This window comes from Burkholderia aenigmatica, from assembly GCF_048627025.1.
Taxonomy (GTDB): domain Bacteria; phylum Pseudomonadota; class Gammaproteobacteria; order Burkholderiales; family Burkholderiaceae; genus Burkholderia; species Burkholderia aenigmatica.
Genome location: NZ_CP184469.1, coordinates 2383256 through 2408892 on the forward strand (window position 1 = coordinate 2383256; position 25637 = coordinate 2408892).

General features: G+C 68.1%; 26 protein-coding genes. 13 read left to right on the plus strand and 13 right to left on the minus strand.

Annotation, left to right across the window (positions count from 1 at the left end):
• Nucleotides 1–32: 32 nt before the first annotated feature.
• Both ACN8ZM_RS27660 and ACN8ZM_RS27665 read right to left on the minus strand, forming a co-directional pair.
• Nucleotides 33–353 carry a hypothetical protein gene (locus tag ACN8ZM_RS27660; RefSeq protein WP_043179190.1) on the minus strand — a complete coding sequence of 107 codons (321 nt, stop codon included), beginning with the start codon at nt 351–353 and terminating at the stop codon, nt 33–35.
• A gap of 36 nt (nt 354–389) precedes the next feature.
• Nucleotides 390–932: a hypothetical protein gene (locus ACN8ZM_RS27665; RefSeq protein ID WP_420211322.1), complete on the minus strand. Its 543-nt coding sequence runs from the start codon at nt 930–932 to the stop codon at nt 390–392.
• A gap of 213 nt (nt 933–1145) precedes the next feature.
• On the opposite strand from ACN8ZM_RS27665, the gene ACN8ZM_RS27670 reads away from it, so the two are divergent.
• Both ACN8ZM_RS27670 and ACN8ZM_RS27675 read left to right on the plus strand, forming a co-directional pair.
• Nucleotides 1146–1703 (plus strand): carboxymuconolactone decarboxylase family protein, encoded by a 558-nt coding sequence (locus ACN8ZM_RS27670; RefSeq protein ID WP_420211323.1) that lies wholly within the window; start codon nt 1146–1148, stop codon nt 1701–1703.
• Between the two features lie 47 nt (nt 1704–1750).
• Nucleotides 1751–2596: a helix-turn-helix domain-containing protein gene (locus tag ACN8ZM_RS27675; RefSeq protein WP_043178360.1), complete on the plus strand. Its 846-nt coding sequence runs from the start codon at nt 1751–1753 to the stop codon at nt 2594–2596.
• A gap of 30 nt (nt 2597–2626) precedes the next feature.
• Here ACN8ZM_RS27675 and ACN8ZM_RS27680 read toward each other — a convergent pair whose 3' ends face one another.
• The gene (locus ACN8ZM_RS27680; protein WP_089453648.1) at nt 2627–3841 is read right to left on the minus strand and encodes an MFS transporter; all 1215 of its coding nucleotides are present in this window, start codon (nt 3839–3841) and stop codon (nt 2627–2629) included.
• Between the two features lie 70 nt (nt 3842–3911).
• Here ACN8ZM_RS27680 and ACN8ZM_RS27685 point away from each other — a divergent pair, with 70 nt between their 5' ends.
• The 5 genes from ACN8ZM_RS27685 to ACN8ZM_RS27705 all read left to right on the plus strand — a co-directional run bounded on the left by ACN8ZM_RS27685 (nt 3912) and on the right by ACN8ZM_RS27705 (nt 9012).
• The gene (locus tag ACN8ZM_RS27685) at nt 3912–4961 is read left to right on the plus strand and encodes an AraC family transcriptional regulator (RefSeq protein WP_420211324.1); all 1050 of its coding nucleotides are present in this window, start codon (nt 3912–3914) and stop codon (nt 4959–4961) included.
• Between the two features lie 161 nt (nt 4962–5122).
• Nucleotides 5123–6475, plus strand: coding sequence for an MFS transporter (locus ACN8ZM_RS27690; protein ID WP_420211325.1), 1353 nt, complete (start codon nt 5123–5125; stop codon nt 6473–6475).
• Nucleotides 6476–6501: 26 nt separating this feature from the next.
• Nucleotides 6502–7149, plus strand: coding sequence for an RraA family protein (locus ACN8ZM_RS27695; protein WP_244912127.1), 648 nt, complete (start codon nt 6502–6504; stop codon nt 7147–7149).
• An 89-nt stretch (nt 7150–7238) separates the two neighbouring features.
• A complete protein-coding gene (locus ACN8ZM_RS27700; RefSeq protein ID WP_420211326.1) occupies nt 7239–8033 on the plus strand; it encodes a class II aldolase/adducin family protein in 795 nt (264 codons plus the stop codon).
• Between the two features lie 52 nt (nt 8034–8085).
• Nucleotides 8086–9012, plus strand: a complete 927-nt coding sequence (locus tag ACN8ZM_RS27705) for a 2-hydroxyacid dehydrogenase (protein WP_179258839.1) — start codon at nt 8086–8088, stop codon at nt 9010–9012.
• A gap of 19 nt (nt 9013–9031) precedes the next feature.
• Here the strand turns inward: ACN8ZM_RS27705 and ACN8ZM_RS27710 are convergent, their stop codons facing one another.
• Complete coding sequence (locus tag ACN8ZM_RS27710) at nt 9032–9994, minus strand: LysR family transcriptional regulator (RefSeq protein ID WP_420211327.1); 963 nt, start codon at nt 9992–9994, stop codon at nt 9032–9034.
• Nucleotides 9995–10135: 141 nt separating this feature from the next.
• Between ACN8ZM_RS27710 and ACN8ZM_RS27715 the strand changes: the two genes are divergently transcribed.
• The 3 genes from ACN8ZM_RS27715 (at nt 10136) to ACN8ZM_RS27725 (ending at nt 13804) form a co-directional block, all read left to right on the plus strand.
• Nucleotides 10136–11365 (plus strand): Zn-dependent hydrolase, encoded by a 1230-nt coding sequence (locus tag ACN8ZM_RS27715; protein WP_420211328.1) that lies wholly within the window; start codon nt 10136–10138, stop codon nt 11363–11365.
• Nucleotides 11366–11431: 66 nt separating this feature from the next.
• Nucleotides 11432–12367 (plus strand): HpcH/HpaI aldolase/citrate lyase family protein, encoded by a 936-nt coding sequence (locus ACN8ZM_RS27720; RefSeq protein WP_420211329.1) that lies wholly within the window; start codon nt 11432–11434, stop codon nt 12365–12367.
• Nucleotides 12368–12487: 120 nt separating this feature from the next.
• The gene (locus ACN8ZM_RS27725) at nt 12488–13804 is read left to right on the plus strand and encodes an MFS transporter (RefSeq protein WP_043178373.1); all 1317 of its coding nucleotides are present in this window, start codon (nt 12488–12490) and stop codon (nt 13802–13804) included.
• 44 nt (nt 13805–13848) lie between these two features.
• Here ACN8ZM_RS27725 and ACN8ZM_RS27730 read toward each other — a convergent pair whose 3' ends face one another.
• Together ACN8ZM_RS27730 and ACN8ZM_RS27735 are read right to left on the minus strand one after the other, a co-directional pair.
• On the minus strand, nt 13849–14016 hold the full coding sequence (locus ACN8ZM_RS27730) for a hypothetical protein (protein WP_175025813.1): 168 nt from the start codon (nt 14014–14016) through the stop codon (nt 13849–13851).
• 56 nt (nt 14017–14072) lie between these two features.
• Nucleotides 14073–15986 carry a DUF3857 domain-containing transglutaminase family protein gene (locus tag ACN8ZM_RS27735; RefSeq protein WP_420211330.1) on the minus strand — a complete coding sequence of 638 codons (1914 nt, stop codon included), beginning with the start codon at nt 15984–15986 and terminating at the stop codon, nt 14073–14075.
• Between the two features lie 345 nt (nt 15987–16331).
• Between ACN8ZM_RS27735 and ACN8ZM_RS27740 the strand changes: the two genes are divergently transcribed.
• The 3 genes from ACN8ZM_RS27740 to ACN8ZM_RS27750 all read left to right on the plus strand — a co-directional run bounded on the left by ACN8ZM_RS27740 (nt 16332) and on the right by ACN8ZM_RS27750 (nt 17073).
• A complete protein-coding gene (locus tag ACN8ZM_RS27740; protein WP_043178375.1) occupies nt 16332–16517 on the plus strand; it encodes a hypothetical protein in 186 nt (61 codons plus the stop codon).
• Between the two features lie 76 nt (nt 16518–16593).
• The gene (locus ACN8ZM_RS27745) at nt 16594–16869 is read left to right on the plus strand and encodes a hypothetical protein (protein ID WP_043178377.1); all 276 of its coding nucleotides are present in this window, start codon (nt 16594–16596) and stop codon (nt 16867–16869) included.
• 45 nt (nt 16870–16914) lie between these two features.
• A complete protein-coding gene (locus ACN8ZM_RS27750; RefSeq protein WP_179258840.1) occupies nt 16915–17073 on the plus strand; it encodes a hypothetical protein in 159 nt (52 codons plus the stop codon).
• A 113-nt stretch (nt 17074–17186) separates the two neighbouring features.
• Here the strand turns inward: ACN8ZM_RS27750 and ACN8ZM_RS27755 are convergent, their stop codons facing one another.
• The 7 genes from ACN8ZM_RS27755 to ACN8ZM_RS27785 all read right to left on the minus strand — a co-directional run bounded on the left by ACN8ZM_RS27755 (nt 17187) and on the right by ACN8ZM_RS27785 (nt 25600).
• A complete protein-coding gene (locus ACN8ZM_RS27755) occupies nt 17187–17507 on the minus strand; it encodes a DUF1840 domain-containing protein (RefSeq protein WP_059240809.1) in 321 nt (106 codons plus the stop codon).
• A gap of 287 nt (nt 17508–17794) precedes the next feature.
• Nucleotides 17795–19765 carry an APC family permease gene (locus ACN8ZM_RS27760; RefSeq protein WP_043178378.1) on the minus strand — a complete coding sequence of 657 codons (1971 nt, stop codon included), beginning with the start codon at nt 19763–19765 and terminating at the stop codon, nt 17795–17797.
• 326 nt (nt 19766–20091) lie between these two features.
• Nucleotides 20092–21114 (minus strand): glucokinase, encoded by a 1023-nt coding sequence (locus tag ACN8ZM_RS27765; RefSeq protein WP_420211331.1) that lies wholly within the window; start codon nt 21112–21114, stop codon nt 20092–20094.
• Nucleotides 21115–21153: 39 nt separating this feature from the next.
• Nucleotides 21154–22095, minus strand: coding sequence for an aldo/keto reductase (locus tag ACN8ZM_RS27770; protein WP_420211332.1), 942 nt, complete (start codon nt 22093–22095; stop codon nt 21154–21156).
• Nucleotides 22083–23498 (minus strand): maltoporin, encoded by a 1416-nt coding sequence (locus tag ACN8ZM_RS27775; protein ID WP_089453754.1) that lies wholly within the window; start codon nt 23496–23498, stop codon nt 22083–22085. Before ACN8ZM_RS27775 ends, ACN8ZM_RS27770 begins: the two co-directional genes overlap by 13 nt.
• 135 nt (nt 23499–23633) lie before the next feature.
• A complete protein-coding gene (locus tag ACN8ZM_RS27780) occupies nt 23634–24794 on the minus strand; it encodes a Gfo/Idh/MocA family protein (RefSeq protein ID WP_205822921.1) in 1161 nt (386 codons plus the stop codon).
• Entirely contained in the window at nt 24791–25600 is an 810-nt protein-coding gene (locus ACN8ZM_RS27785; RefSeq protein WP_420211333.1) for a ThuA domain-containing protein, read from the minus strand. Before ACN8ZM_RS27785 ends, ACN8ZM_RS27780 begins: the two co-directional genes overlap by 4 nt.
• Nucleotides 25601–25637 lie beyond the last annotated feature (37 nt).

Here is a 25637-nt window from a genome sequence, read left to right on the forward strand (position 1 = left end):
ATCGCAATGCCGGCCGCACGCCGCGCCGACCGTCACAGATCGCCGGGCTTCTCCCAGACCTTGACGTGCTCCATCGCCCGCTCGACGTCGTCCATGTCGTCGGCGCCGAGCGACCGATCGAATTTCGCGGTGATGATCTTTCGCACCTCCGCCAGCCGCCGGGTCACGCGGCCCTCGTCGATGAACCGGTTGGTTTCCTGCGCATAGTCCGGATCCGGGCCGGCAGCGGCTGCCGGGCCAGCGTGATAGTAGCGGCCGATATTGCGCAACGAGATGAGGATGTACTCGATCTCCGCGAGCACACGCAACGCCTCCTCGCCGGACAGTTCGATCGTTTCGTTATCCTTCTTCATCTCGCGTTCCGTCGTGCGCATGCGTCGATTGCCTGGCTATTTCCGGATGTCGATACCATCGCGCCCGACGGTGTGGTCGAATTCGATCTCGCAAACGTCGAATGCGGGATCGGGTGCCCTGCCGGCCAGCACCTGAAAAACATCGCGAACATAGTTCTCCTTGTCGGTCACGTCGTCCAGCGGAATCGCGTGCGGCACGATGCCACGCCAGTGCGCCAGCCATGAACCCGACACCAGCACATACTCCAGTGCGTCGACGACGCGCGACCGGGATTCGGCACCGTATCGCGCGAATCGGGTTTTCATCTGCTGGAGCAGCCACGCCCGCCCGTCATCGGAGTTGATGGTGAAATCGTCCAGCTCGTCATCGGTCATGGTGAACAAGCACGTGTACAGCGGCGACAGATAATTGAAGTTGATTACCGTCTTCATTGAGCCAAGCGCTTCAAGGATGCTGTTGTTGCGTGGAAAAATCCGGGAAGCCCGTCGCGTCGCGCATGCAAACTGCCAACGCGGCCGCGCCCTCCCCCCGACACCGGCCAACGATCGCCCGCCCTTGCCGGCCACCGGCACCAGCATCGCGCCACGGATGCTCGCACATCATACGATCGCATGCGCGCGCCACGCGAATCGGCCCGCTGAACCCGGGTGTGCCGTGTGATCGATGCGCGCCGTTCGCCGCCCCGTCACGCCGGGTGATTACATCGCATGTAATTGGCGCACGACACGACCGCTCCTACGCTTCGGGTGTCGCGCCGCCATTCCGGCGGCGCTCATCGCCCGGGAGACATCATGTCCGCCTATCCGCTTCACACCATCGACTCCGCGCCGGCCGAATCGAAGCCCGTCCTCCAGCAGCTCCAGCACACCTTCGGCGTGATTCCGAACATCGCGGCGGCCATGGCCGCATCGCCGGTGCTGATCAACGGCTTCATCGGCCTGTTCGAGCGCGTGCACGCCAGCAGCCTCACCGAGCCGCAGATCCAGACGCTCCTGCTCACCAACGCGGTCACGAACGCGAGCGAGTGGCCGGTCGCCTTCCATACCGCGCTTGCGCTGAAACAGGGTGTGACCCACGCCGACGTCGATGCGATCCGCCGCGGCGGCCTGCCCGGCGATGCGACACTGGCCGCGCTGTCGGCCACGGCGCGCAAGCTGATCGACACCCGCGGCCGCCTGGCCGATATCGACCGGCAATCGTTCCTCGACGCCGGCTTCAGCGCCGAACAGTTGCTGGAAGTAATCGCGGTGGTCGCCGCGTCGACGATCACGAACTACGTCGGCAGCGTGACGCGGCCCACGCTCGAAGCGCCGTTCGACGCCTTCGCGTGGCATGCGAACGCCGCGTGAGTCCGATATAGTCGATCGGTCGCTCATGGAACGCCGAGGGAGGCACGATGCACGCCAGCCGTCGCGATCGGCACGCGCCGCCGCATGAACTGGGCCAGTTGCTGCGCTACTGGCGCGACGTGCGCGGCGTGAGCCAGCTCGACCTGTCGCTCGATGCGGGCATTTCGCAGCGCCAGATCAGTTTCATCGAAAGCGGGCGCAGCGTGCCGGGCCGCGACACGCTGCTGACGCTCGCGCAGACACTGGACGTGCCGCTGCGCGAGCGCAACGCACTGCTGCTCGCGGCCGGCTATGCACCCGTGTATTCGGAAGCGCCGTGGGACGCGCAGGAGATGCAGGGCGTGATCGGCGCGCTGGAACGGGTCGTGCGCCAGCACGATCCGTTTCCGGCGATCGTGATGGACCGTCACTGGAACGTGCTGATGACCAACGACGCGGCGCCGCGCTTTTTCGGCTGTTTCATCGACATGGCTGCACGCGACGGCCCGCGCAACCTGCTGCGCCTGATGTTCGATCCGCACGGCATGCGGCCGTTCCTGGCCGACTGGGATACCGTGTCGCGCAGCCTGCTGCAGCGCGTGCAGCGCGAATCGGTCGGCCGCGTGATCGACGACGACACCCGGCGGCTGCTCGACGACCTGCTCGCCAGCCCCGATGCGCCACGCGACTGGAAAACGCCGCTGGCGCCAGCCGCCGCGCCGTCGCTGCCGGTCATCCCGATCGGCTTCGTGCACGAAGGCGTCGTGCTGCGTTACTTCTCGCTGGTCACGACGGTGGGTACGCCCCAAAGCGCCGCCGCGCAGGAGCTGCGCATGGAGTGCATGTTCCCCGCCGACGACGCGACCGAAGCGCGCCACCGGCAGTTGCTCGACGCGCACGCACCGGTGCGCTGAGCGGCGGGCCGGGCGGCCCGCCAGTGCGACTCACTCCGCCAGCGGCACGGACACCACGCCGACGCGCTTCGGCACGCCGGTCACGATCGTCGCAACCGCGACGGCCAGCACGACGGCTGCCGCAACGAACACGCCGGCCGCGCCGTTCGCGTCGAATACGACACCGCCGGCTGCCGCGCCCGTCGCGATCGCAAGCTGGATCGCCGCGACGATCAGCCCGCCTGCGCTCTCGGCCTCATCGGGCACGGTACGCGTGACCCAGGTCGACCAGGCGACGGGCACGCCACCGAACGCCATCCCCCACAACGCGACGAGCACCGCGTCGATCATCGGCGCACGGCCGAGCGCGACGAGCGCGACGCCGAGCACGACCATCAGCGCCGGCATCCCGATCAGCATCGGCCGCAACCGGTGTTCGAGCACGCGACCGGCGAGCGACGTGCCGACGAAGTTCGCGATGCCGTAGCCGAGCAGGATCGCCGACAGCCCGTTCACGCCGACGCCCGCGACCTGTTCGAGGAACGGCCGCAGGTACGTGAAGAACGCGAAATGCCCGGTGAACACGAGGATCGTCGCGAACATGCCGAGGCCGACGGTCGGCCGGCGCAGCACGTCGATCAGCGTGCGCAGCCGCGTCGTGCCGCTCGGCGGCATCGACGGCAGCGTGATGATCTGCGACACGAACGAAACGGCACCGAGCACGGCCGCGATCAGGAACACGTTGCGCCAGCCGATCAGGTGACCGAAGTAGCTGCCCATCGGCGCGGACGCGATCGTTGCGACCGCCACGCCGCTGAAGATGATCGACAGCGCGCGCGGCACCATCGCCGTCGGCACGAGCCGCATCGCGGTGGCCGTCGCCATCGTCCAGAAGCCGCCGAGCGCGATGCCGAGCACGACGCGGCCGACCAGCAGCACGCCCAAGTTCGGCGCGAACGCGACTGCCAGGTTCGAGGCGACGAGCAGCACCGAGAACACGAGCAGCACGCGCCGCCGGTCGATCGTGCGCGTCAGCGCCGAGATCAAAAGGCTCGTGACGAGCGCGACCGTCGCGGTGGCCGTGACGGCCTGCCCGGCCACGCCTTCGGTCACGCCGAGGCTGTCGGCCATCGGCGTCAGCAGGCTGGCGGGCAGGAATTCGGCCGTGACGAGCCCGAAGACGCCGAGCGTCATCGCGAATACCGCGCCCCAGGCCGGTTCGCGGGGGGCCGCCGTCGAGGCGGCCGTGGAGATTCCGGGATTCATGCGTGGTTCCGTGTCGGTTAGGGAAAGTACTGATGAGGGCGTATCGTAAGGAACCACGTCAGGACGGTCTATGACATACAATCCGCTCTTGTTGATCGATCGTCCGAATCTCAAAATGTCCGAGCCCCTGCTGCCTCCCATCCCCGACGTGCACGACCTCGTCAGCGAGCTGCTGCTGGGGATGCGCCTGAGCGGCGTCCAGTACCGCCGCATCCAGGTCGCGCGGCCGTTCGGGCTGAATTTCGGCCATGTGACGGGCCGCGCGCAGTTCCATTTCGTGGGGCGCGGGCCGGTGCTGCTGCGCGACGCGTCGGGCAACACGATGCGGCTCGAGGCCGGCGACGCGATCCTGCTGCCGCATGGCGGCATGCACGCGCTGGTGTCGGACCCCGATGCACCGTGCCGCGAGATCAACGGTTTCGAGGTCGCGAAGATCTGCGATACGGTGGCGTCGGTCGCGTCGGCCGGCGTGTCGCCGGCCAGTTGCGCGACGACCGAGCCGGGCGCCGGCGATGCGCTGATCTTCAGCGCGTGCATGGAGCTCGATCTCGGCGGCATGCAGCCGCTGGTCGGCACGATGCCCGAGTTCATGCACGTCGGCACGCTGCTCGCGCGCTACCCGGAAATCCGCCCGATGCTCGACGCGATGGAACGCGAAGCATGCTCGGCGCGCGCGGGTTTCGCGGGCATCCTCGCGCGGCTCGCGGACGTGGTCGCAGCTTTCATCGTGCGCGGCTGGGTCGAGTGCGGATGTGGCGATGCGACGGGCTGGGTGCAGGCGCTGCGCGAGCCGAAGCTCGGCCGCGCGATCGTCGCGCTGCATCGCGACCCGGGCCGCAACTGGAGCGTGGCGGAACTCGCGACCGAAGCGGGCGTGTCACGCTCGGTGTTCGCCGAGCGCTTTCTCGCGGCCACCGGGATGACGCCCGTGCGCTACCTGACCGAACTGCGGATGCGGCTCGCCGCGCAATGGATCACGCGCGACCACGAGACGATCGAGGCCGTCGCATACCGGCTCGGCTACGGCTCGCTCGCCGCGTTCAGCCGCGCGTTCAAGCGCGTGGTAGGCAAGCCGCCGGGCGCGGTGCGCGCGGACGGCGAGGTGGCCAGCCCGCACTGAACCTCGCCGGCAATCACCGGATGCATCATCAACGCGACTAATACAAAGAATCAGAAAACGCACTTTTACTTATTGTTTTTGGCTTCCGATAAAGGCGCACATGCCGCGCACGCCGCGCGGTCCGTCATCTCAACGCTGACCGCCCCACCCCGGAGAAAGCCATGGCCACGGTTCGTCCCGCCGCCTCATCCCCCGCCCTTCCTGCTGCGCCCAACGACCTGAAGCGCATCGCCATCGCGAGCGTGATCGGCACGACGGTCGAATGGTATGACCTGTTCGTCTTCGCCACCGCGTCCGCGCTCGTCTTCAACAAGGTGTTCTTCCCGAGCTTCGTGCCGCTCGTCGGTACGCTGCTCGCCTTCGGCACCTTCGCGTCCGCGTATCTCGCGCGCATCGTCGGCGCCGCGCTGTTCGGCCATTTCGGCGACCGGCTCGGACGCAAGTCGATGCTGCTCGTGTCGCTGGTCCTGATGGGCTGCGCGACGTTCGCGATCGGCTTGTTGCCGGGGTATGGCGCGATCGGCATCTGGGCGCCCGTGTCGCTGCTGACGCTGCGCATCGTCCAGGGACTCGCGCTCGGCGGCGAATGGGGCGGCGCGGTACTGATGGCGGTCGAGCATGCCCCGGCCGGCAAACGCGGCCTGTTCGGTTCGTGGGTGCAGATCGGCGTACCGGCCGGCACGCTGATCGCGAATCTCGCGTTCCTCGTCAGCAGTGCGATGTTGTCGCCCGCGGCGCTGCTCGCGTGGGGCTGGCGCATTCCGTTCCTCGCGAGCGCACTGCTCGTCGGTGTCGGCCTGTATATCCGTCTGAACACGACGGAAACGCCGACCTTCGCGAAGGTCAAGGAATCCGCCGCGCAGGTGAAGCTGCCGATCGCCGCGGTGCTGGGCCGCTACGGCAAGCAGGTCGTGCTTGGCGGCGTCGCGACGATGTCGACCGGTACCGCATTCAACCTGATGGTCGCGTTCGGGCTCACCTACGGCACCCAGACGCTCGGCTATTCGCGCGGCGCGATGCTGTCGATCGCGTTGATCGCCTGCGCGCTCTGCATCGTGATGCTGCCGCTGTTCGGCCGCCTGTCGGACCGCATCGGCCGCAAGCCCGTCATCATCGGCGGCATTCTGGCCGAGGCGCTGTTCGCGTTTCCGATGTTCTGGCTGCTCGACAGCCGCGAGTTCTCGCTTGCGCTCGCCGGCTACCTGCTGATGATGACCGCGTTCGCGGCAAACTACGGGCCGATCGCGACCTTCCTCGCCGAACTGTTCGGCACCGAAGTGCGCTATTCGGGGCTGTCGGTCAGTTACATGCTGTCGGGCCTGCTCGGCAGCGCCGCCACGCCGATCGTGACGACCGCGCTGCTGTCCGCGACCGGGCGCGGCTCGTCGGTCGCGTGGTACATGGTTGCGTCCGCACTGGTCTCCGCGCTCGCGCTCCTGCTGCTCACGGAAACGCTGAAACGCGACCTGTCCGCGCACGCACACCGCGACGAACCGGTCGGGGAACGCGCATGAGTCCGGCCAGCCGAACGGTGAATCCCGTGACACCCGCCCTCGATCCGTCGCTCGTGCAGCAACTGCGCGACGTGAGTCTGCCGACGCTCGGCCATTTCCTCGACACCGGCTTCGCACAACCGATACTGCGTGCGCTCGTCCCCGGCGTAAAGCTGGTGGGCCGCGCGGTCACGCTTCAACTGCGCAGCCCTGACGCGGTCGCGGTCAATCGCGCGCTGGCCCGCCTTGCGACGGGCGACGTGCTCGTGATCGACATGCAGGGTGACCACATGCATGCGTGTGTCGGCGCGGTCACGGCGACGGCCGCGCAATGTACGGGGGCGGCCGGCATCGTCGTCGACGGCGCAGCGACCGATCTGCACGAGCTTCGGCAGATCGGACTACCCGTCTTTGCGCGCGGCACGAGCGCGTTGACGACCAAGCGCCTCGACGACGGCGCCAGCGCATTCGGCCTGTCCGTCCAGTGCGGCGGCGTGACGGTCGCGCCAGGTTCGATCGTGATGGCCGACGACAACGGCGTGCTGTTCGCCGACCCGGCGACGCTCGCCGCCGTCATCGACGCCGCGCTCGCGTCGGATCGCGCGGAACCGGCCCTGCTCGCCCGCCTGCGGGCCGGCGAACCGCTATCCGACGTGCTGTCCGTCACCGCGCAGCACGACCATTCGCCGCGCTAATGATCCGCATTAGCACAATGAAATTGACGGGCCGCCCCGCGCGGGCGAACACTACCCCGCCATCAATGCCTGAACATGGAGAGACACCGATGCGATCCTTCGAAGACGCACGCCTGCCGGCCGGCGCGCACGACTGCCCGCCCGACGAATGGGCGATCCGTACCGACCTGGCGGCACTGTACCGCCTCGTCGCACATTTCCGCATGACGGACATGATCGACACGCACATCTCGGCGCGCCTGCCCGGCGACACACCGACTTTCCTGATCAACCGCTACGGTGTGCTGTTCCACGAGATGCGCGCGTCCGATCTCGTGAAGATCGACGCGCACGGCAACGTGATCGACACGCGCGCGGCCGGCGAGCCGGCGCGGTTCCGCGTCAACGCGGCGGGCTTCACGATCCATTCCGCGGTTCATGCCGCACGGGACGACCTGCACTTCGTCGTCCACACGCATACCGCGGCAGGCATCGCCGTGTCCGCGCAGGAACACGGCCTGCTGCCGATCAGCCAGCATGCGCTGAAGTTCTATGAAAAGCTGGGCTATCACGACTACGAGGGCATTGCGCTCGACCTCGCCGAACGCGACCGGCTGGTGCGCGACCTGGCCACGCACAAGGCGATGATCCTGCGCAACCACGGCCTGCTTGCGGGCGGCGCCACTGCCGCCGAGGCGTTCCACGAAATCTACTTCCTCGAACGCGCGTGCCAGGCGCAGGTGCAGGCGCTGGCCGGCGGCGCGAAGCTGATCGTACCGCCCGCCGACGTCTGCCGGCGCACGGCCGCGCAATTCACGCGCGACGATTCGGCCGACATCGCCGACACCGCGTGGCGCGCGGCGCTGCGCCTGATCGACGATCCCGCGTCCGACTACCGCTGCTGACACTCCTTCGTCATGCGCCGGCCCTCCGTGCCGGCCTCTGCCACTGCTCCCGATGACTACAATCGCACTCCTCAGTAAAAACTATGACATGTCGCACCTCGTCGAATCGATCCGGCGTGCGGCGCCGGCCTTCGACGTCGTGATGCACGGCGAACCGGGCGCTGCCGACGCGGAAATCGCCGCGTGCTGGGATCCGCCTCACGGCGCGCTCGCCGCGATGCCGAACCTGCGGCTCGTCCACAGCATCGCGGCCGGCGTCGACAACATCCTCGCCGATCCGGCGCTGCCCGCGTTGCCGCTGTGCCGTGTCGTCGATCCGCAGCATGCGCGCGGCATGAGCGAGTTCGTCGCCTGGGGCGTGCTGCATTTCCACCGCCGGCTCGACCTCGCGATGCGCAACCAGCAGGCGGCGCGCTGGTTTCGCCCGGACCAGGCGCATCCGTCGCAATGCACGGTCGGCATCATGGGGCTCGGCGAGATCGGCGGCCGTGTCGCCGTCGATCTCCAGCAACGCGGTTACGCGGTCCGCGGCTGGGCGCGCCAGCCGCGCGCGCTGCCCGGTATCGACCTGTTCGAGCACGACGACGGCCTGCACGCGTTTCTCGCCGGCACCGACATCCTCGTGTGCCTGCTGCCGCTGACGGATGAAACGCGTGGCATCCTGAATGCGACCACCTTCGATCGGCTGAAGCCCGGTGCGAAGCTGATCCACGTCGGACGCGGCGAGCATCTCGTCGTCGCCGATCTTGCCGCGGCGCTCGAACGCGGCCAGCTCGGCGGCGCGCTCGTCGACGTGTTCCCGGTCGAGCCACTGCCCGCCGACGATCCGCTCTGGCGCGCGCCGAACCTGATCGTCACGCCGCACATGGCGTCGGTCGCCAGTTCCGACACGATTGGCCAGCAGGTCGCGCAAAACGTACAGCGGCTGCTGGACGGCGAGCCGCTGCGCAATGTGGTGGATGTCGCACGCGGCTACTGAACGCCGGCGGCCGCCCGGGTCACGGCGCGGCCGGTGCGTCGGGCGCCTCGTGGCGGTCGAGAAACGCGTTCAGCGCGTCGACGAACGCCGCCTCGGCCGCATTGAGCTTGCGGCCCTGCGACCACAGGAAGTGGATGTCGACGTCGGCCACGCCTTCGTCGGGCGGCAGGCGCTGGAAACGTCCGTGCGCGATGTCATCCCGGACGATGTGCTCGGGCAGGCAGCCGATCCCGAGCCCCGCGAAGATGAAGCGCTTGACCTCGGCCATGCTCGACGACGATGCGATCACGCGCCCGGTGAATCCCATCTCGTCGCGGAAGATCGTCAGCGGCGACATGTGATCGCCGACCTTGTCGCCGGTGAACGACACGAACGGCAGACCGGCCAGGTCCGCCGTGCGCAGGCCGTCGCGCCCGAACAGCGGATGGTGACGCCCGCAGAACAGCGCGTAATGCTGGCGCAGGAACACGCGGGCGTCGATGCGCTTCGGCAGCGCGCGGCGCGGCGTCAGCCCGAGCGTCAGCGCCCGCTGTTGCAGGCTGTTGACGACGTCGGCGCTGCGCATCACCTGGCTTTCGAACTCGATGCGTGGATAGGTCCGATGAAACTCGGCGAGGAAATCGTCGTACGCTGGAAAGTCGATGCCGCTGACGATCCCGATGCGCACGGTGCCCGAAATGTCGTGATCGCGATCGACGTCGGCAAGCGACAGCCGCGAGATCGTGCCGTAGATGTCTTCGGCGATCTGCTGCACCTCGATGCCTGCCTGCGTGACCTCGATGCGCGGCCCGTGGCGGTCGACGAGACGCAGGCCGAGTTGATCCTCGAGCCGCCGCAACGCCTGGCTCACGGCCGGCTGCGTGAGGTGCAGGCGCATCGCCGCGCGACTCACGCTCTGCTCGCGCGCAATCGCGAGAAAGGTGCGCAACAGGTTCCAGTCGAGGCGGTCGTTCAGGTAGGTGTCGGGGCGGTCTTTGCTCATCACGGGGCTCGCGGCTTCATTATTCGTGAAAATTATACTCAGGATAACGATTAAAAATTGGACTAATTATTTTTGATTTTCGATAAAGACGACACGATGAACACCGGCCCTTGGGCGGCCGACCGATCAGGAACCTCGACGATGCTGAAGATCAATGCGGAGCGGCTCTGGCAGAGCCTCATGGACATGGCGCAAGTGGGCGCGACCGCGAAAGGCGGTGTGCGCCGCCTCGCGCTGACCGACGAAGACGCGGCCGGCCGCGCACGCTTCGAGACGTGGTGCCGGGACGCGGGGCTCACGCTCACCGTCGATCGCGTCGGCAACCTGTTCGCGCGGCGCGCGGGCCTGCGGCCGGACGCGGCGCCCGTCGCGAGCGGCAGCCACCTCGATACCCAGCCGGAAGGCGGGCGCTTCGACGGCGTGTATGGCGTACTCGCCGCGCTCGAGGTCGTGCGCACGCTGAACGACGCGGGGATCGCCACCGAACGGCCGATCGAGATCGTCGTGTGGACCAACGAGGAAGGCGCGCGGTTCACGCCCGCGATGCTCGGCTCCGCCGCGTTCACTGGCGTAATGCCGCTCGACGCCGCGCTCGCGTCACGCGATGCGGCGGGCGTAAGTGTCGCCGATGCGCTCCGCGCGAGCGGCTATGCGGGTGAGCGCGCCGTGCCCGGCGCGCCGTTCGACGCCTATTTCGAAGCGCATATCGAACAAGGGCCGGTGCTCGAGGAAAACGGCGTGCCGATCGGCGTCGTCACGGGCGGCCAGGCGATCCGCTGGCTCGACGTGCGCGTCGCAGGGCAAGCCGCCCATGCGGGCACGACGCCGATGCAGTACCGGAGAGATGCGCTGTTTGCCGCCACCGACATGGCGGCCGAACTCGAGGCGATCGCCGCCGAATACTTCCCGCTGGGACTGACGACGATCGGCGAATGGCAGATCCGCAACGCGTCGCGCAACACGATCGCGGGCGACGTCACGTTCACGGTCGACCTGCGCCATCCGGACGACGCGGCGATCGCCGACATGGAAGCCGCCGTGCGCGCACGTTTCGGCAAAGTGGCCGCGCGGCGCGGCGTGTCGGTCGCGATCGCGCAACATTGGGTCAGCCCGGCGACGCCGTTCGATCCGGCCTGCATCGACACCGTTCAGCACGCGGTCGACACGCTCGACTATCCGAACCAGCGCATCATCAGCGGCGCCGGACACGACGCGATCCATCTCGCCAAACACTGCCCGACCGCGATGGTGTTCATTCCGTGCGTCGGCGGGTTGAGTCACAACGAAGCCGAAGACGCGCTGCCGGCCGATGTGGCGCGCGGTGCGGACGTGCTGCTGCACGCGATGCTCGCACGAGCGGTGCGCGCGTAAGCGGCCCATCCCCACATTGCGCCACGCGAAACCGCCCCCTTTCCGACCCCGACATTGCTCCCGACCGTGACCCGCTACCCTGACCGACCGCTTGCCGCGCTGCGACGCGCATGGCTCTTCGTCCCCGGCGCCGATGCCGCCGCTCACGCCGCCGCGCTCGGCACGTCTGCCGACGCGATCGTCGCCGACCTGGAGGAAATGACCGCGCCCGCGGACCGGCCGGCCGCGCGCCAGCGCATCGTCTCGCTGCTTGGCGACGCGGCCGCCTGCGGCGCACTCGGCGCGGTGCGGATCAACCCGCTCGAGCAGGACGGCCAAGCCGATCTCGAAGGCGTGATGCCCGGCCGCCCCGGCGCGATCTTCCTGCCGCATGCGGAAACGCCGGCGCAACTCGCACGGCTCGCCGACGCGCTGACGGCGCTCGAAGCGCGGCACGGCATGCCGGACGGCTCGACGGAGATCGTGCCGACGATCGAGTCGGCCCGCGGACTCGTGCACCTGGGCGCGCTGCTCGCGGCAAGCCCGCGCATCCGCCACGCGATGCTGGCGGTCGAAGATCTCGCTGCGAGCCTCGGCGCGCGCCGCACGCGTGACGGGCTGGAGCTGCTGCACGCGCGCAGCCGCTTCCTGATCGAATGCATCGCGGCCGGCTGCCAGCCGATCGACCTGCCCTGCACCTACCTCGCGGCAGACGTCCTCGCGCACGATCTCGACACGTCGACCGGGCTCGGCTTCCGGTCGAAATGCGCGGTGTTCGCCGCACATGTGGACGCGATCAACCAGGCGCTGACGCCGTCCGATGCGGACGCGCACGCGGCACGCGCGCTGCTGGACGCCTATCGTGCGCAATCGGCATCCGGCCACGCCGCCGCCCCCGGGCGCATCGATGCGCCCGACGCGAACAATGCGCGCCGGCTGCTCGAACGGCACGCACAATGCCGGCGCGTAGCCGACGCGCATGCGCAGGCGGCGAGCATAAACGCCGCTAATGCTCGGAATTAAAAAACAGAATTTTACGCACGCATATCGGCGACGGATAAACCGCATTGCGGCACGCCAGGGCCACGCGCGACAGAACATCGCGGCACGGCCGGCGCCCTCATACGAACGACAGGACAGCCCATGTCTCAACCTGCCCCCCACACGCATCAGCCCGTGCGCGCCGCCACCGCGGCGTTCATCGGCACCGCCGTCGAGTTCTACGACTACTACACGTATGCGACCGCCGCCGCGCTGGTGCTCGGCGACGTGTTCTTCCCGAGCGGCAACCACTTCCTGAGCACCATGGCGTCGTTCGGCACCTTTTTCGTCGGCTTCGTCGCGCGGCCGCTGAGCGGCGCCGTGTTCGGCCACCTCGGCGACCGCATCGGCCGCAAGAAAATGCTCGTGCTGACCATGTTCCTGATGGGGATCGCGACGACCGGCATCGGCCTGTTGCCCGGCTACGCGACGATCGGCATCTGGGCGCCGATCCTGCTGGTGCTGCTGCGGATCCTGCAGGGCATCGCGGTTGGCGGCGAATGGGGCGGCGCCGTGCTGATGGCGAGCGAACACGCGCCGGCCGGCCGCAAGACGTTCTTCGCGTCGTTCCCGCAAATGGGCAGCCCCGCCGGGCTGATCCTGTCGTTGCTCGCGTTCCGCTTCGTCACGTCGCTCGACCACGACAGCTTCGTCAGCTGGGGCTGGCGCCTGCCGTTCCTCGCGAGTTTCGTGCTGCTGCTCATCGGGATGGCCATCCGGCTCGGCGTGAAGGAGTCGCCCGAATTCGAACGCGTGCGCGATACCAACGCAGTGGCCAAGTACCCCGTCGCCGAAGTGCTGCGCACCGCGTGGGTACCGATCCTGCTGGCCGCCGCGGCAACGACGATCGGCTCGGCCGGATTCTTCTTCACGAATACGTTCATGATTTCGTACGTGACGACCTACCTCGGCATGTCGAAGTCGTTCATACTCGATTGCCTGTTCGTCGTCACCCTCATCCAGCTGCTGTCGCAACCCGTCTCCGCGCTGCTCGCGCAACGCTTCGGCGAGACGCGCTTCCTCACCTGCGCGGCCGTGCTGTCGATGCTGACACCCTATCCGATGTTCCTGCTCGTTCAGACCCAGAACCCCGTCGCGATTGTTGCCGGTATTTCGTTCTCGGTCGTCACGCTGTCGGCGATCTACGCGGTCATCGCCGGCTTCATGACCCCGGCGTTTCCGACGCGCGTCCGCTATTCCGGCATCTCGATCGCGTACCAGCTGTGCGCGATGGTCGCCGGCGGTACGACGCCGCTGATCGGTACGATGCTCGCACAGCAGTTTCGCGGACAATGGCTGCCGCTCGCGGCGTTCTTCACGCTGCTGTCGTTCGTCTCCCTCGTCGGCATTGTCGGGCTCGGGCGCTACTGTCAGCGTCAGCGCACGACCGTTCGCGGCACGCTGGCGACCAGCCCGTGACACCGGATCGGCAAGCGCGGCGCGCGACGCATGCGCCCGCCCGCTCAGCCGCTGCGTGCCTCGAGCCGGTCGACCAGCGCCGTCGCGCACTGCACGGCGAGCGCCGCGCACTGCTCCGCATCCACGACTGCGCCGCTCGCGACGGTGCCCTGCACGATCCGGCCCAGCAAATCCTTCGAGAGATCGGCGATCTCGTAGTCCCGTTCCGTCATGATGTCCCTCCTGCGCGTCGATCGATGGCCTCGACGCGCGCACTTCCCCTGCCCGTTCAACGCCCTTTCGCCCGCACGACGATCTGTGCCTGCGTGTCGCGTTCGATGTGTTCGAGCGACGCGCGCAGCGCCGTGAATTCGTCCGGCGTACACACCTGACGGCCGAAATCCGCGGTCATCCGCCGCGTGACCTGCACGACGCGCGCGGCCGCGTCGAATACGTAATGCGACGTGAAGTCGACGAAGCGGTCGTGCACGACCGTATCGGCCGGCAGGTCGGTCACCGCGACATCGGCCGGCAGCGCGATCTGGCCGGTTTCGTCGAACGTGCCGCCGATGCAGCCCCACGGTTGCGTGCGCACCGGTTCGGCCAGCCAGCGCTCGACCTGCGTCGCGATGCCGCCGGTCAGGCTCGACAGCGCGGGCAACGCGGTCGTGCCGTCGGGCCACACGAAATGATCGAGCGTGCCCGAGATCGTCACGTCGAACGGCCCGTCGGTCACGCGCCGGTCGCTGGTCGACAGTTGTGCACGGCCGCGCAAGCCGCTTTGCCGCAGGCGGTCGTTCGCGAGCTGCGCGATGAGGTCGGGCGTCGCGCGGCGAAACAGGTTGCGTTCGAGTTCGGCCGTCCAGCCGTCGTCCTCGACGTACGCATGAAAACGCGTGGCGCCGGGCCCGGCCGCATCGATCTCGACCCGCGCGATGCGGCCGCGCGGCTGCGTGGCCGGCGTGCGCGACAGCACGCCCGTGTCGACGAGCAGCGCGGGACGATCCATCACGATCGGCGGCAGATAGCCGAACGCGATGCCGGCCGTCGTCGTGTCCGCATACAGTGCGAGATCGGGCAGCCACGTGATCGCGTGGTTGATCGCGCCGCCGCCGTAACCGGGTACCGACGGCAGCGTGTAGACCGACCCGAGATTGAGCAGCACCGGTTCGCTACGGATGCCGACCGCTGCGAGCAGCGCGCCGAACAGCGCGACATGGTCCTTGCAGTCGCCGTAGCGGTTGCGCAGGATGTCCGTGACGCGATGCGGCGCGGCGGCCGTTTCGCCGAGAAACAGCCCGACGTAGCGGATGTTCGCCTGCACCCAGTCGTACAGGATGCGCGCCTTGTCGCGCGAATCGGCGGCGCCCGCCGTGAGCGTACGCGCCAGTTGCGCAACGGCCGGATCGTCCGTGCCCGGATCGACGGCCGCGTTTCGGTAGCGCGCAGCGAACGCCGCATAGTCGGGCAGCGTCGACACGACGAGCCGGTCGCCGTAGGTCGCGTAGCCGACCGCGCCGTTCTCGATGCGGTCGTACGGGCCGTGCCGGTAGTCGAATTCGTAGCGCGTGCGGCCGTTCGCGGTGACCGGCGGCAGCGCGACGTAGCCGCGCGCATCCGCGTACAGCGGCATGTCGGCCGGCACGTCGAAGATCAGCCGCTGGCTGTCGACCGGCTCGCGCGACGGCTCGACGGTGTAGCCGAAGTAGCCGCGGTTGACCGGCTTCGTGCGGGTCTTGCGGAACGCCACGCGCGTGCTGGACCCGGCTTCGACGCCGGGGAACACGACGGTGCGCAACAGCCCGTCCTGGAACGTCGGCGCGCCGGCCGAGCGCGGTTCCTGCACGTCGCGGATGCCGTCCGCGCCGACCGGATGCGCGACACCGTCGCGATCGATCGTCTCGGCCGCCAGCAGGTCCACCTTCTCGAGATTCTTGTCGAACCACACGTAGCGCTGCGCGACCGCGTCGATGCCGCTCGCGTTGTTCGCACGCAGCGTCGAGTCGTCGTGCTCGTCGAGCGAACCGTCGTGCTGGATCACGAATTCGTGGACATCGCTGACGATCGTGACGGGCGCGTCGGTGCCCGTATCGAGTGCGTTGCCTGGGTCGCGTACATCGGCCACGGCAGCGCCTGCGCCAGCGCCGAGCGCGATCGCACCGGCAAGCAGGCGGCCGGTCCAGCGGGAAGGAAAAAGCACCACGTCGAAGCTCTCCGCGCGTTCGTTGCCGGGCGCCAGGGCCGCGCGCCGGCGCGGACGGTTCGATCCGCATGACGCGCACATGACGGCTCGTGCGCCGCGTGCCCGTCGTGCGAACCAGTGTGGGTGACGTGCCGGCGAGCGTCAAGCCGCGCGGCGGCGAGCCGGCCGCGCGTGCATCACCCGCTTCGCCACGCCGGCATGCCGCCCCCGTGCGCGCTGTCCCGGACGGGAGGGCTTTTTTGTATCACGTTGCGACATATAATTCAGTCAGATCCTCCATGCGTGCGACGTCGACGGCATGACACGCTGCCGGACACGACACGCCGACATGGGGAAGGAGGCATCATGCCAATCATCAATAGCGACTTCGAGATGGGTTATCTCGTGATCGCGTTCACGCTGCTGGGCCTGGTCCTGTTTGGCGCACTGCTGACGGCGCTACATCTGCGGTGGCATCCGAGACTGGTCGGTGCCGCGATCGGTGCGTTGCTCGGCATCGCGCTGATCGAAGCGATACCGATGCTGACGTGAATACGGCGCGGCGCCCGTTCGTCCGATCACGCACCGCACGGGGTCGGAACGATCTGCGCCTGCCACGGAGGCCGTCATGGCTTCGCCGCTCTGCCTGACCTATCGCCAGTGCGGGATTCGCGCGATCGCGCTCGTCGACCCGGTAGCCGGTGAAGGGCTCGAACTCGGCGCGCTGTACGAGCCGCTCGCCGTCGTGGTCTGGCACGACGCCCGCGGATGCCACGAGGCGCACCTGCTCGACCCGAAGCATCACGTATTCCGCAACGACGCGGATGCGGTCAGGATCTCGATCGCGCTGGCCAAGCGCTTCATCGACACGATGCTCGCCGGCCCGTTCATGCCCGCCGGCTGACGGCCGGTCGCGGCGCCCTTGGTCCCTCGTCATGCTGGAGGCGACATGGAAAACGGTCTCGTCCAGGCGCTCTTGCTGATCGCGCTTCTCGTGTTCGCGGTGCTGTTCTTCACGGCCGGGCGCGGCCGCGACCGCACGCGCGACAGGCTGCTGCACCGGCCCGCGCGACGCTCGTCACGCTCGCATACGCATCATCATCCGTAGTCGCGTTGGCGCGCCGCGCAAAAAAATCGGCCGGCGGCCGCGCGTCGAACGACGCGCTTGCCGCCGGCCTTCCAGCGGAGGTCCAGTACCGCGGGCGGCACGCGCGATGGCGCCTACACGCCCCACATCACGTGCCGGCCCTGTTCGCGGGCCGCACGCATCATGTCCAGCAACGGCCACGCGCGCTGCGCGAGCCCGCCCGCATGCGGCGACACGTCGTCGCGCAACGCCTGCGTCGAATGCTCGTGGGCGCGCTCGCGCGCCGCATCGTCCCTGATGGCCTGTTCGAGCCGCGCGATCGCACCCGGCAGCTCGTCGGTGGAAATCACGCCGCGGACGTCGAGCCCCTTGCCGACCAGCCCCAGCAGATACTGCGCCAGATCGCGCAACATCACGATGTCGGGTGCGGCGGAGGAGCGAAACGTGATCAGCATCGTCATTTCCCCATGTCGTCGCCGCGAACCGTACGGCGCATCGTGCCGCCGGTCGCGGCGAGGCCCCGTGGCCATCCCGCTGCGCGTGAGCGCCGCCCGTTCTTCTGAACCGGACGTTCGCCCGGCACGATGCGCGCGTCGCGCGGCCGGGTTCGTTGGTGGCGTGGAGGCCGGATGGCACGTAGGCCTGCTTTGATTTTATATCACATTGTGATGTATTCAAGCGTACGGGCCCTGAATCGCACATCATCGTGCGGCGATGCGATGACCGCGCGCGACGTGCGCCGCTACCCGACGTTCATCGGCAGCAACACCATCTGCTTGCCTTCGACATGCAGGCGCGCCTGCAGCTCGACAGGCGTCTGGTTGTGCAGCCAGGCCGTGAGGAAATTCACGCGGCGGAAGATCAGCTTGCTCGCGAAGCACACCGAGTTCGGGTACTCGTCGAGCGTCGACGACGCGAGGTTCATGAATTCGACGACAGGATTCGTGCCGAACGCGATCCGGTAGTCGGCCGCGATGCCGTTGCGGCGGCAGTGCGCGACATAGTAGTCGAGCGATTCGGTGATCGCGTGGCGCAGCCGCTCGAGATGCTCGTGACCGTCATACGCCTTCGCGTCCACTTCGCCGACCGCGAGGAAGATCACGTTGCGGAAGTGCCCGGGAAACAGCCGGTTGACCCACAGCAGCGCGTGCATGCTCGCGCCGCGATGCTTGCCGACCAGCAGCACGGCGGTCGGCTGCGACGGATCGGGCTTGCCCGGCGCGGTGGCCTCGTCGATTTCGGGCGCCTTGCCCGAGAACAGTTCGTCCTCCTTGGCGAGCTGCGCGCGCGTGTAGGCGTAGTGGCGGTTGATCATGAAGCACAGCGCGATCACGGCGCTCGTCACGAGCACCGTGAGCCAGCCGCCCGCCGTGAACTTCTCGATCAGCGTGATGACGAGCACGGTCGCCGTCACGCTCAGCCCGAGCGCCGACAGGAAGAAATGCTTGAACCAGCCCTGCTGGCTGCGATGATGCCACCAGTAAGTGCACAGCCCGAGCAGCGACATGCTGAACGTGAGGAACACGTTGATGCTGTACAGCACGACCAGCACGTCGACGTTGCCGTGCGTCCACAACAGGATCAGCAGGCTCGACAGCCCGACGACGATGATGCCGTTCTGCCGCACGAGGCGCCCCGACAGGTCGCGGAAATGGCGCGGCACCCACGAATCCGACGCCATGTTCGACAGCACGGCCGGGCCATCGAGGAACCCCGTCTGTGCGCCGACCAGCAGCAGCCCGGCCTCGAACGCGAGCACGGCCGCGAGCAACGCGTGGCGCGCGAACGCCGAACCTAGCCCGAGATGGTCGATCACGCTGCCGAACACGACCGCGTTCAGCGTCTCGCCTTCGACCGGCCGCGCATGCCACAGCATGTACAGCAGGATGATGCCGCCGGCCGTGAACGCGAGCGACGTCGACATGTACCACATCGTCACCTTGCCGTTCGGCACGCGCGGATCGGCGAGCATGTTCACGTTGTTCGACACGGCCTCGAGGCCCGTATAGGTACCGCCGCCAAGCGAGAACGCACGCATCAGCAATGCGAGCATCACGAATACGCCGAGCGACTGCGACATGCCGTGCGCCTCGTGCACCGCATCGGGCACGATCATCGCGAGGTTGCTGCCGTGCACGGCGACGCCATACACGATCAGCGCGAAGTGCAGGATCACGAAGCCGATGAAGATCGGCAGCAGCACCATGATCGATTCGCGCATCCCGCGGAAATTGAGCCCCGTCATCATCAGGATCAGCACGATCTCGGTCGTGAGCTTGAACGCCTGCGCGCTCACCGGCAGCAGGCTGAAGAACGCGTCGACGCCGCTTGCGAGCGAGGTCGCCACGGTCAGCACGTAGTCGACCAGCAGCGCCGCGCCCGACACGAGCCCCGGCTTCGACCCGAGCAGCGACGTCGCGACGCGGTAGCCGCCGCCGCCGGTCGGGAACAGCTCGATCACCTGGTTGTAGCCGAGCGCGATGATGAACACGGTCGCCGCCGTCGCGAGCGCGAGGAACAGCGCGAGCGGCGTGTGGTGCGCCAGCGCGAGGAACGCTTCTTCCGGGCCGTAGCACGACGACGACAGGCCGTCGGCGCCGAGCCCGACCCAGGCGAGCAGCGGCGTCACGGCGATCGCATGCCGCGTGCGCGGATCGAGCGGGTCGAGCGGTTTTCCGACGAGCAACTGCCACACTTTCTGGAATGCGGTCACGACTCCTCCGGAACGCCCGACGCATAGGCGACACTGTTCTAAAAGTAAATGAGTTCCGGGACAAGTTCCAGTCGGCGTATTCCATAAGCCGGCGTCGCGCACGGCCGGATTTCTTTCAGCACGCCGACACGTTTCAGACAGTCGAGTGACAGCCACACAGGCCGGACATGACGGTGCGGCCACGGCACGCGCGTGTTGCCCGCGGCGGCGGCACGGTCGATCGACGTGCAACAGGACGAGCATGCGTGGCAACGCGAGCGTCCATCCGATCGATGGGCGTCGGGAAGGCAACCTTCGTGCAACGGCTCGGCGGCCCGTGCAACGCGTCAGCCGGCCTCGCCCAACGCCCGGGCGAGCAGGCGCGACACGCCGACGAAGGCCGGATGCGGTGCGGTGATCACGAAGGTCGGAATCTTCGCGAGATAGCCGGCAAAGCGCCCCTTCGCCTCGAAGCGGTCACGAAACGGCGACGCATCGAACCATGCACCGAGGCGCGGCACGACGCCTCCACCGATATGAATGCCGCCGGTCGCGCCGAGGGTCAGAGCCAGATTGCCCGCGAACGTACCGAGCATGCCGCAGAAGCACTCGAGCGTCGCCACGCTGCGTGCGTCGCCGTCGAGCGCACGATCGATGATGGCGGCCGTATCGGTCGCGTCGGCCCCGGGCGCGTCGTAGCCGTCGCGCGCCGCAAGCGCCGCGTGAATCACCGCGATGCCAGGCCCGGCGACCAGCCGCTCGAACGATACGTGCGGCCAGCGCGCCCGCGCGTAGTGCAGCACGTCGGCCTCGCGTGCGTCGGCAGGCGCAAACGACACATGCCCGCCCTCGCCGGACAACGGCACCCATGCGTCGCCCGCGCGCACGAGTGCCGAGACGCCCAGCCCCGTTCCCGCGCCGAGCACGCCGATCGTACCCGCGGGCGCCGCGTGCCCGCCGCCGACCTGCCGCCGTTGTCCCGCGGACAGATGCGGCACGGCCATCGCCAGCGCCGCGAAGTCGTTGAAGACGCGCAGCGTGTCGAATCCGAGCGCGCGGCGCGTCGCGTCGATCGAGAAACGCCAGTCATGATTGGTCATGCTGACCATGTCGCCGTCCACGGGATTGGCGATCGCGATCGCCGCGTCGCGCACCCGCACGCCACCCGCGTCGCGCAGGAACGCGCGCACCGCGTCGTCCACACCGGCATGGGCGCGGCATCGATAGACGCGCACGTCGCCGATCCCGCCGCGCGCGGTCTCCAGCGCGAAGCGCGCGTGCGTGCCGCCGATGTCCGCCAGCAAGCGGGGTTCGTCGGCGCGCACGCCGCCCGGCTCAACCGGTGGGCCATTCATGATCGCTTCGCTCATCGTCTCTCCCGAGTTGTCATCGTGTGTCGATCGCAACGGTCATGGCACCTCCACGCCGCGCGCCGCGCTCAGCAGCTCGAACCACTGCTCGCGCCCGAGCGGGATGCGGGTTGCCTCCACCGCTTCGCGCAGCGCCGCGATCCGGCCCGACCCGACGATCGGTAACGGCCGGCATGGCAGCGCGAGCAGCCACGCGAACAGCACCGTCGTCGCGGACACGCCAAGCGCGTCGCCGATCCGCGCCGCGGTCGCGCGCACGCGCGTCGCGACGGGCGATGCATCGGTCAACAGGCGTCCGCCCGCGAGCGGCGACCACAGCATCGGCGGACAACGCCAGCGCTGCGCCTGATCGAACGTGCCGTCGTCGAGCGGTGCGAGATGCAGCAGCGAACATTCGACCTGGTTCGTCGCGAGCGACATCCCGTGCGCCGCCATCCGGTCCTGCAGCAACGCTGCCTGTGCCGCCGTAAAGTTCGATATCCCGAATTCCCTCACCTTTCCGTCACGCCGGAGCGCGGCAAAGGTCGTCGCGACTTCGTCGGCATCCATCAGCGGATCGGGACGATGCAGCAGCAGCAAGTCGAGCCGGTCGGTGCGCAGCGCGCGCAGCGACTGCTCGACCGACGCGACGACATGCGCGGCCCGCGTGTCGTAGTGCTTGATCCCGTGCGTGGGCCGGCGCGCGGATACGAGCCGGATCCCGCACTTCGTGATGATCCGCATCCGTTCGCGCAGGTGCGGCGCATCGGCCAGCACGTCGCCGAACAGGCCCTCGGCCGCATAGTCGCCATAGATGTCCGCATGGTCGAAACTCGTCACGCCGAGTTCCAGCGCTGCCTCGATCAGCGCGCGACGCTCGCGGACCGACAACGCCCAGTCGCCGATCCGCCACATCCCGAACACGATGCGCGAGAACGGCTCGGCATCGGCACCCATCGGTATCGTCGTACAACGTTCCGTCATCGCGCTCACCACCACCATTCGACCTGCGCACCAACCGTCGAACCCGTACGCGACGTGCCGAAGATACCCGTCGTCGACAGCGGATCCCCGGGCGCCGCCGCATCCTGCGCGGCCTGGTTCCAGCGCGCATACGTGTAGAACACGCGGAATTCGGGCCGCGACCAGAACGAGCGGTCCATCGCGAGCGTCAGCGCGACGCTCGCCTTCAGCAGCGTGCGCGTCGGGCCGCCGGACGGCGTCACGCGATCGTGCCCGAGGTCGCCCTGCAGCTTGATGTGCTGCGTGAACGCATACACCGGCCGCACGCCCACCGATACCCAGGTCTGCGACCCGCCCGACGGCGCGATATCGCGCTGGTAGATGCCGACCACCTGTCCGCCGAAGTCTCGCGTCGCCTGCCAGTCGAACGCGTCGAGGACGCGCAGGCTCTTGTAGCGGTTGTCGTTGGTCAGCGTTCCCGTGTAGCCGAGGCCCGTGCCCGGACCGACGCCGTACTGGAACGCGAGCTTGTTCTTGCCGCCGAGCAGGTTGGTCTGCACGTGCTGGACCGTAAACGACCAGCCGCTGTGCGCGTCCTGCAGCATGCCGCCCGCATTCAGCACCGGCGCGCGGGCCGGGATGTAGGACAGCCCGAACTGCAGTTCGCCGCCGGGGTTCGGGTGCACGCCCGACAGTTGCAGGTCGTGGCGCGTCGCGTAGTTGGGCTGATCGATGTAGTCCTCGCGGAACAGCGCGTAGCTGAGCTTCAGGCCGCCGCCGATCGGCACGTTCTCGACGCCCGCGCCGAGGCCGCTCGGGTTCCAGTAGTAGAAGTCGTTCATGTGAACGTCGTTGCGCCGGTAATAGATGCGCCCGAACCAGATGCGCATGTCGTCGAGCCCCGGCAAGTTCGTGAGCTGCACGTACGACTGCGGCAGGCGAATCCTTCCGTGATTGCCGTCGAAGGTCGGCGTGCGGTCGAGATCGTTGACGAGGCTCGCCATGCCGACTGCCGACAGCTGCATGCCGTTCGAAAACTTGTACAGCGTCTGGTCGATCTCCAGTTCGCTGTAGATCTGGCATTCGTTGCCGAGCCGGTATTTGCTCGGTGCGCCCGGCAACTGGAAGCAGGCCTGCGAATGGCCGTCGCTCGTGCCGACGCCGGCCCGCAGATAGCCATGGAACTGCGTCCACGGCGTCAGTTGGTTCCAGGCCGACGACGGCGTCGGCGTCGCCACGTTGGCGGCACTCGTGTCGGCCGGCACGACGCCGGTGGCCTGCGAGAGGCCGCCCGGCGCGCTGTCCGCGGCGACCGTCATCGGGTCCGGCGCCGCATGCAGCGCGGCCGACGCGACGGCCAGCGAGAACGCGGCGGCAAGCCGCGTGAGCCTGAACGGGGTGCGTGCGGGGCCGCGCACGGCGCAGCCTGCTTCGTCGATCATGAACGTGTCTCCAAACGTTGTCAGTGCGCCGCGTGCGATGCGCGGCGTCATCGAATAGGTGTGTGTGCTGCGTCGTCCGCGATGCTGCCGGCCAGCCGGCGCGCTGGACGATCCGCGCGCCGGCCCCGCACGAACTCAGCCCGCGACCTCAGCCGGCGAGTCGAGATCGAGCACCGGCGGCACGTCGGCGGCCGCCGGTCCCGGTGCGTGAATGCGGATCGGCTCGCCCGCGGCTGCGCTCGCATAGATCGCGTCGAGAATTTCCATCACGATCAGCCCTTCCTCGCCGGGTGCGGGATGCGGAACGTCGCACAGAATCGCTTCCGCGTAGTCGTACATCGCCGAATGCGCGCCTTCCGCGGGCGGATTCAAGCGCATGTCGAATTGCGCGCCGTTCTGCTCGATGAACACGTGCGCATCGAACGTGTAGCCCTCGTTCAGGTTCTTCTGCAGCAACCCGGCACGCGTGCCGAGGAGGCGGGTTTCCATCAACTCCGCTTCCTGGATGTTGGTTGCCCATGACGCCTCGAGCGCGAGCGTCGCGCCGTTGTCGAAACGGATCAGCGCGGCCGCGAGATCCTCGACGTCGAACGTCTTGCCCGCGCGCGCGGCCAGTTCACGCGCGATCGGATCGTAGGTGCTGCCCATCACCCATACGGGCTTCGGATAGCCCATCAGCCACAGCGCGAGATCGAGGCGATGCACGCCGAGATCGATCAGCGGCCCGCCGCCTGCCAGCGCCTTCGTGCCGAACCAGCCACCAAAACCGGGCATCCCCCGCCGGCGATGCCAGACCGTACGTCCGAAATAGAAATCGCCGAACAGGCCGCTTTCGACCTGCGCCTTCAGCGCGCGCGACTGCGCGCTGAAGCGGTACGAGAAATTGATCATCAGCCGCTTGCCGGCGCGCTGCGCTGCGATCAGCATCTCGCGCCCCTCGTCCGCGTTCAGCGCCATCGGCTTCTCGCACAGCACGTGACAGCCGGCGTCGAACGCGGCGAGCGTCAGCTCGCGATGGAATTTGTTCGGCGTGCACACGCTGACGATGTCGAGCTTCTCGGCTGCCAGCATCGCGTCGGCCGACGCGTAGCGTGCGTCGATGCCGAACGTGTCGCCGACCTTTGCGAGCCGCTTCTCGTCGGGATCGGCAATCGCGACCACGTCGACGTCGGGATGCTCGCGCCAGCCTTCGATATGCTTGCGGCCGATCCCGAGCCCGATCACGCCGACGCGCAGGCGCCGGCCGCGTGCGATGGCCGCCGCTTCCGGCAGCTCAACCTTGTAATCGTCGTTCATGCGAGGTCTCCTGCGCTTTGCTGGATGCCGACGTGCGCAAACTGCTTGCTCTTCTCGCTGAGCGTCTCGAGCGGCGGCGAGTTCGGGCAGCGGTCGGCGAGGGTCACGCGCGGTGCGGCCCACTGCACCGCGTTCGCGATCACGCGCTGCACGTTTCGGTCGTAATAGGTCGGGTAGGCTTCGTGCCCGGGGCGGAAATAGAAGATCCGGCCGTGGCCGCGTTCCCAGCAGCAGCCCGAGCGGAACACTTCGCCGCCCTCGAACCACGAGATGAACACGGTGCTGTCCGGTTGCGGGATGTCGAAGCGCTCGCCGTACATCTCCTCGTGCTGCAGTTCGAAATACTCGCCGAGACCGGCCGCGATCGGGTGCGACGGTTCAACGACCCACAGCCGCTCCTTCTCGGCCGCTTCGCGCCACTTCAGCGAACAGTTCGTGCCGAGCAGGCGGCGGAAGATCTTCGAGAAGTGCCCTGAATGCAGCACGATCAGGCCCATCCCTTCGAGCACGCGTCGCTGCACGCGTTCGACGATCTCGTCGGAGACCTTCGCGTGCGCCTTGTGCCCCCACCAGATCAACACATCGCACGCGGCGAGCCGCGCTTCGCTGAGACCGTGATCGGGCTGGTCGAGCGTCGCGGTGCCGATCTCGAGCGGCAACGCGCCGTGTCCGAGCGCCGGCGTCTCGGCGAGCGCGGCGGCGATCACCTGGTGCAGGCCGTCGGGGTAGATCGCACGCACGCCCGCGTTTTCCCGTTCGTGCTCGAACTCGTTCCACACGATCACTGAAAGCTTCTTGTTTAGCATGACTATCCTTTATCGATGAGTTGGCGCCAATTCGACA

Coding starts and splice junctions, on each gene's coding strand:
- ACN8ZM_RS27660 (WP_043179190.1), bottom strand. CDS start 353: ATGAAGAAGGATAACGAAACGATCGAACTGTCCGGCGAGGAGGCGTTG.
- ACN8ZM_RS27665 (WP_420211322.1), bottom strand. CDS start 932: ATGCTGGTGCCGGTGGCCGGCAAGGGCGGGCGATCGTTGGCCGGTGTC.
- ACN8ZM_RS27670 (WP_420211323.1), top strand. CDS start 1,146: ATGTCCGCCTATCCGCTTCACACCATCGACTCCGCGCCGGCCGAATCG.
- ACN8ZM_RS27675 (WP_043178360.1), top strand. CDS start 1,751: ATGCACGCCAGCCGTCGCGATCGGCACGCGCCGCCGCATGAACTGGGC.
- ACN8ZM_RS27680 (WP_089453648.1), bottom strand. CDS start 3,841: ATGAATCCCGGAATCTCCACGGCCGCCTCGACGGCGGCCCCCCGCGAA.
- ACN8ZM_RS27685 (WP_420211324.1), top strand. CDS start 3,912: ATGACATACAATCCGCTCTTGTTGATCGATCGTCCGAATCTCAAAATG.
- ACN8ZM_RS27690 (WP_420211325.1), top strand. CDS start 5,123: ATGGCCACGGTTCGTCCCGCCGCCTCATCCCCCGCCCTTCCTGCTGCG.
- ACN8ZM_RS27700 (WP_420211326.1), top strand. CDS start 7,239: ATGCGATCCTTCGAAGACGCACGCCTGCCGGCCGGCGCGCACGACTGC.
- ACN8ZM_RS27705 (WP_179258839.1), top strand. CDS start 8,086: ATGACTACAATCGCACTCCTCAGTAAAAACTATGACATGTCGCACCTC.
- ACN8ZM_RS27710 (WP_420211327.1), bottom strand. CDS start 9,994: ATGAGCAAAGACCGCCCCGACACCTACCTGAACGACCGCCTCGACTGG.
- ACN8ZM_RS27715 (WP_420211328.1), top strand. CDS start 10,136: ATGCTGAAGATCAATGCGGAGCGGCTCTGGCAGAGCCTCATGGACATG.
- ACN8ZM_RS27725 (WP_043178373.1), top strand. CDS start 12,488: ATGTCTCAACCTGCCCCCCACACGCATCAGCCCGTGCGCGCCGCCACC.
- ACN8ZM_RS27730 (WP_175025813.1), bottom strand. CDS start 14,016: ATGACGGAACGGGACTACGAGATCGCCGATCTCTCGAAGGATTTGCTG.
- ACN8ZM_RS27740 (WP_043178375.1), top strand. CDS start 16,332: ATGCCAATCATCAATAGCGACTTCGAGATGGGTTATCTCGTGATCGCG.
- ACN8ZM_RS27745 (WP_043178377.1), top strand. CDS start 16,594: ATGGCTTCGCCGCTCTGCCTGACCTATCGCCAGTGCGGGATTCGCGCG.
- ACN8ZM_RS27750 (WP_179258840.1), top strand. CDS start 16,915: ATGGAAAACGGTCTCGTCCAGGCGCTCTTGCTGATCGCGCTTCTCGTG.
- ACN8ZM_RS27755 (WP_059240809.1), bottom strand. CDS start 17,507: ATGCTGATCACGTTTCGCTCCTCCGCCGCACCCGACATCGTGATGTTG.
- ACN8ZM_RS27765 (WP_420211331.1), bottom strand. CDS start 21,114: ATGAGCGAAGCGATCATGAATGGCCCACCGGTTGAGCCGGGCGGCGTG.
- ACN8ZM_RS27770 (WP_420211332.1), bottom strand. CDS start 22,095: ATGGTGGTGGTGAGCGCGATGACGGAACGTTGTACGACGATACCGATG.
- ACN8ZM_RS27775 (WP_089453754.1), bottom strand. CDS start 23,498: ATGATCGACGAAGCAGGCTGCGCCGTGCGCGGCCCCGCACGCACCCCG.
- ACN8ZM_RS27780 (WP_205822921.1), bottom strand. CDS start 24,794: ATGAACGACGATTACAAGGTTGAGCTGCCGGAAGCGGCGGCCATCGCA.
- ACN8ZM_RS27785 (WP_420211333.1), bottom strand. CDS start 25,600: ATGCTAAACAAGAAGCTTTCAGTGATCGTGTGGAACGAGTTCGAGCAC.